Origin of the sequence: Pseudomonas sp. RIT-To-2 (genome assembly GCF_029623465.1) — a bacterium.
Lineage (GTDB): Bacteria > Pseudomonadota > Gammaproteobacteria > Pseudomonadales > Pseudomonadaceae > Aquipseudomonas > Aquipseudomonas silvicola.
In genome coordinates this window covers 1-4,429 of sequence record NZ_JAPYKM010000081.1, presented here as the reverse complement: position 1 = coordinate 4,429, position 4,429 = coordinate 1, and the positions used below count along the sequence as shown (strand labels likewise).

At 44.4% G+C, this 4,429-nt stretch carries 9 protein-coding genes and 1 pseudogene; all 10 read right to left on the bottom strand.

Annotated features, from left to right (window positions below):
* Window positions 1-169: tyrosine-type recombinase/integrase (locus tag QBK88_RS30560; protein WP_277965026.1), on the bottom strand; the 169-nt coding region annotated here is incomplete at its 3' end.
* A 149-nt stretch (window positions 170-318) separates the two neighbouring features.
* Window positions 319-576: a hypothetical protein gene (locus tag QBK88_RS30555; RefSeq protein ID WP_277965024.1), complete on the bottom strand. Its 258-nt coding sequence runs from the start codon at window positions 574-576 to the stop codon at window positions 319-321.
* Between the two features lie 44 nt (window positions 577-620).
* Window positions 621-830, bottom strand: coding sequence for a hypothetical protein (locus tag QBK88_RS30550; RefSeq protein WP_277965023.1), 210 nt, complete (start codon window positions 828-830; stop codon window positions 621-623).
* 110 nt (window positions 831-940) lie between these two features.
* Window positions 941-1,234, bottom strand: a complete 294-nt coding sequence (locus tag QBK88_RS30545) for a contact-dependent growth inhibition system immunity protein (RefSeq protein ID WP_277965022.1) — start codon at window positions 1,232-1,234, stop codon at window positions 941-943.
* Window positions 1,231-1,612 (bottom strand): annotated as a pseudogene (locus QBK88_RS31035) (RNase A-like domain-containing protein). The gene QBK88_RS30545 and the pseudogene QBK88_RS31035 overlap by 4 nt, the downstream one beginning before the upstream one ends.
* Before the next feature lie 498 nt (window positions 1,613-2,110).
* The gene (locus QBK88_RS30535) at window positions 2,111-2,509 is read right to left on the bottom strand and encodes a hypothetical protein (protein ID WP_143502129.1); all 399 of its coding nucleotides are present in this window, start codon (window positions 2,507-2,509) and stop codon (window positions 2,111-2,113) included.
* The gene (locus QBK88_RS30530) at window positions 2,506-2,847 is read right to left on the bottom strand and encodes a hypothetical protein (protein WP_277965020.1); all 342 of its coding nucleotides are present in this window, start codon (window positions 2,845-2,847) and stop codon (window positions 2,506-2,508) included. The genes QBK88_RS30535 and QBK88_RS30530 overlap by 4 nt, the downstream gene beginning before the upstream one ends.
* Window positions 2,848-2,881: 34 nt before the next feature.
* Window positions 2,882-3,205 carry a DUF6572 domain-containing protein gene (locus QBK88_RS30525; protein WP_277965019.1) on the bottom strand — a complete coding sequence of 108 codons (324 nt, stop codon included), beginning with the start codon at window positions 3,203-3,205 and terminating at the stop codon, window positions 2,882-2,884.
* Window positions 3,206-3,604: 399 nt separating this feature from the next.
* Window positions 3,605-4,159 (bottom strand): hypothetical protein, encoded by a 555-nt coding sequence (locus QBK88_RS30520; protein WP_445765028.1) that lies wholly within the window; start codon window positions 4,157-4,159, stop codon window positions 3,605-3,607.
* Between the two features lies 1 nt (window position 4,160).
* Window positions 4,161-4,429, bottom strand: a 269-nt coding sequence (locus tag QBK88_RS30515; RefSeq protein WP_277965018.1) for a hypothetical protein, incomplete at its 5' end; no start/stop codon positions are given.

Here is a 4,429-nt window from a genome sequence, read left to right as displayed (position 1 = left end):
CCGTTGATGCCACTGGCTGCGCATCGTCCACCAGCGGCATGAGATGGGTCGCCGTGTGAATTTCCCTGAGTGCCCGAATACTGACCTGGGTGTAAATCTGCGTGGTGTTCAGGCTGACATGACCGAGCATGGCCTGGATGAAACGAATATCGGCGCCGTTCTCCAGCATCAAGCGTATTGGTTAGGTAGCCCGAAGGTCGTCAGGCTGGGGTGCAGAAAGGCTACAGAACGGGTGCAACTTGAGTGCAGAAAGGGTGCTGCCAGAGGGTAAACAGGGTGCAAAAACACCGGCGCAAGGCCGGTGCTGGGAATGTCAATTTAGTGCAGCCAACTTAACTCAATTGATTTTAACTGCCCTTCCTCATCACACAAAATAACTACTGTACCGTAAGGGCAATCCAGAGTTATTACTTTACCCTTATATTCTTCATCAACAATCCCAGATGTCTTGCGAGTAGAGCTATCAAATCTAATCTTTAGCAAGTAGCCCTCCCCATTATCTTGATTTGGCAAGGAATCTTTATTGCCTTGCGCAAACAGGATTTTTTGAATTTCCTCAATATGAATTGAAGCCACAAGCCCTCCGAAAATTCAAGGTAACGGGACAAAATCGCCCTTGCCTAACAAATTTTAACTTGGTTAGGTCTAATTGGGCCAACAGAAATAATCTTCATCTCGTCTCTTGGCACGGTAATTCGAATCAGCTTCCCTTCAACTTCTTGAATTACATTGATATGCCCTGTCCTTGCGTCCATGAACCGAGTAGCGCTGGGATTATTAGCAAGCTTCTGTAAGGCATCGGCATCAAGCTTTCCTGCAAGTTGCCCCATTCGAGGATCATTGAGCTGACCAACGACGCGATCGGCAATTGAGAAGTTTTTTGCCGACCCTGAAGCTTCGCCTACGTCTTTTGCACCAATTCGGCGCCTCTTTCCTCACTCTACTTTTTTAGCAATGAACTCACGTGCCTTAGCCAGGCGGCTCCATCGCTCCATTCCGCAGGGTAAAAATAGCAACAACCAAGCCCATCAAAAATAATAGACCTTAACTGTTCCTCATCTAGTCCGACAGTTAACAACACATCCAGTTCGTCCAAAGCACGCTTTTTACTAATATCATCCGCATGACTGGAAAAAATAAAAATCGCTTCATCTGCGCTACCGAACTCCAAATCAAAATCCTGATTCAAGTAGGCACTAAACATGTTTTTTATTACTGGAAATTCATTATTCATAAGTGCGGGTACCCTGTAATGATCTTATAACCAGCCGGCATCGTAGGATCTCTGGCTATTTCCACACGTACCTCTGATGCTGGAGCGGTACTCGATGCCCCTCTGAGCAATGTCGACCCAACAGGTGTAGATGAAGCGTATTCAATACGCCAAGTACCCTTTGGTGTTGCTGGCAAGGTAATTTTGTATCGTAGCCTGATTTGCATCGACCGCGGCTGAAACAGCAGCTTCTGCAGTTGAACGATCAGCAAATCTAGATGCGGATGAGATGTTGGAGGTTGCTAAGCGCTGCGCAAGGTCTGCGTCCGTAAGATCAACGTGCCGCTCGATCAGATGCCCACCTGCATCTTCATATGTCTGTAATCCACCGCCTTCCACTATAGGGCTATAAGGTGCCGCCTCCGAGACCGTCGCCCCTTTTGCACCAGCAATCCTTTTCTCGGCCTCAACCAACTCCCGCAGGTTACCACCCGCCTTCGTCTTCAACCCAGCAGTGGTCTCCAAGTACAGCGTACCATCACTCCCCGAATGTCTTACCTGGATAAGCCTCAACACCTGTCTGATTTCGCCCGAACCACTCACTTCGAGGGATAGCTGCCTGCTCAAGCGCGGTAGAAGTTCGCGTATTCAAAATAAGGCGAGTCCCATTCATATCTACATAATCAACGGGAAGCTGATTCGGCTTAATTGTCCCAGCCCTCAAAGCGCCGGCTAAGTCATCAACTGTCTTGATCGGTGTGCCAGCCAGCTCTGAGTATACCTTTTGCCCATCCTCACTAAAGGATCGATCAGACTTGATTTTATTTTGAGCAAAATTTGCTTCTGTTAACGTCCCTCTCTCTGCATTAGCAAGGGTACCTGCGCCTTTTGCACCAACTATCCTTTAGGAGATATCTGCCTTACCCAATCCTCTCTAAGCCCAACCAAGATATTCATAACATTAGAGTAAGTCAAGAATGGTAAAAATAACGCAAAATTGGACAAGCCACATTTCACATCTAAGGGAACATAAAAATCAACATCCCCCGAACGACTCGAATTCGAAAAAAGCTCTACATTCAGGTGACTTTCAATACTAGAAACATCAGCAAACAACACCTTATTCGCAACTTCATTACTTCCAAAGAAAAAACCGTCAACATACACATCCAATCTTCCACCCTCTATCCCAGTAGAAAATAAAATGTCACCATCTTCAGCCTCCTCATGAAAGAACCCACGACCTAAGGCTTCAACATCTTTCATCCTTTTTTCAAGTGTTCGACGGATCTTCATTGTCCAACCCCTTTTAAAAAATCCCTCAAGCCTTCCTTAGTCGCGGGAAAGCTAAAAGAAAAATTCTGATTTACATTATCAAAACTACCTGTCCCAAGCTTAGAGCCTTCTGGGGATGCATAGCGACCTGTCAGAGTAATTTTTTCTGCACCTTGGGACTGAGCATAAGCAAGCATTTTCTTCAATGGTCCTGCTAATTCAGCGGCCCCATCAGCACCAACGCCAATGAATCCTTTCGAAGTACCTATCGCAAACTCATCAAATGTTATTTCACTTCCGCTCATGGTGACTCTTGGAGAGTAGATGGTTCCCACACCATTAGCTGCGTCAAAAGACACTTTACCTAATTCCTTAGGTATTTCTTTTGCACCGCTAACTCAAATTAGAAACCTGAAAAGCAAATCTAGCCGCCACCTGCTCTACAACAGAGCCAACTTTACTTAAAAAGTCCTTACCTCTTACATTCGGGGGATATTTACAGACGACACTTATAACAACCTCGCGACCTTTCGAATCAGGATATACCTCAAGCAACTCTCCACTTTCAACAAAGCTAATATATAAATTAAGCTTCTCCTGGAGCAGCAACAAATGCTCATCATTCCATTCCAAATGATCACTTATCGTCAAAAAAACCTGCCCGGTCTCTTTGTCAACACCAATAGCATCAACGACATTAACTTGTTCAATTGACATATAACATCCTTTAAGGCCTAACCACATTCACCGTCGTAGGTGGAATTTGGGTACCTCCTGGGAACCCTGGCTTTCCCTTGCCTACAACAACTGCTCCTGACTCTTGAATTTCAGGAAAGGCTATTTTTTGATTTGTGGCCAGAGGCGCAGTTTCCGACGCCTTACATTCTGTACAAACAATATTTCCATCTGCATCTCTACCCATTAAATCAATTCTGGTTCTGGTGCCACTTTGGGTTTTAACGGTCACCTGCTGAACGACTCCAGTTTGAGTTTCTTGAAGCTTGTCCGTCGTTTGTGCTTCAAAAGCATCTCCAGCAGCTTTATTTTTAGCTAGCTGACTGGTTGTATCACTTATGGTGCTCTCTCCTGCTAGAGCGCTTGTGTCTTTTGCACCAATTAACTTCTGTATGACTCCTTAAAAGCTCTTGCTGTAAGGCCATCAGCAGTGGAACTCAATGCCAGCTCATCAAGAATTTTAGCTGAAATGAAATTCGACTCCAAATAATCAAAAAAACCCTTTGAAAGACTAGCTTCCCTTACCGCTATAACACCAAATTCTTCATGCGCACTCTCGAAAGCCACCCAGTCGTGACTCTCATTAAACAAGACTATCGGATAGCCAACTTTCCCACCAAGAAAATTAACGTAATCATCATTAACAATTAAAATTTTATTTTCAGTGTCACACCCATCAAAAACAATGCAAGAGTTATCCAGCAATTCATCACCAGAGAACTTAACAAAGACATCCACCCCATAACTAGAGATACTTTTTGAAATCAACCCAGAAACCACCTCTATAAATGCAAGCAGTGGGCGCTCGAAAAACCAAAACACCAATTCGTTTTCTAAAAAAACTTTTGAAGGCAAGTCGCTTTTGAAGTCGACGACTTCTGATAGTTTTTCTACTATGCAAGATAAGTTAACAGGGCTGACATTCACTACCATCACTTTATTCTCCGACAAATCTAATTTTCGTAACTGGCTTTTTGACACCTGAAATTGTCAACGAAGCTGAGGGTTGCCCTGTAGACGTGGAGGATGGATAAAACCGGTAGGTTTTATCGCCACTTGTTAGCACTGTCACAGTACCGTCCTGCGAAACAGTTTTTTTATAACCACTAGCCTCAAGAGTATTTATAGCACTGCTTTGCGTGATATTCGCTTCAATTTGTCCAGCGCTATTCCTGGTCATTTTCGGTAAAAATTCAATGCTGGTTG

Excerpts from the sequence above, each read along its gene's own strand:
- QBK88_RS30535 (WP_143502129.1), bottom strand. The coding sequence starts at position 2,509 with ATGAAGATCCGTCGAACACTTGAAAAAAGGATGAAAGATGTTGAAGCC.
- QBK88_RS30545 (WP_277965022.1), bottom strand. The coding sequence starts at position 1,234 with ATGAATAATGAATTTCCAGTAATAAAAAACATGTTTAGTGCCTACTTG.
- QBK88_RS30550 (WP_277965023.1), bottom strand. The coding sequence starts at position 830 with ATGGGGCAACTTGCAGGAAAGCTTGATGCCGATGCCTTACAGAAGCTT.
- QBK88_RS30525 (WP_277965019.1), bottom strand. The coding sequence starts at position 3,205 with ATGTCAATTGAACAAGTTAATGTCGTTGATGCTATTGGTGTTGACAAA.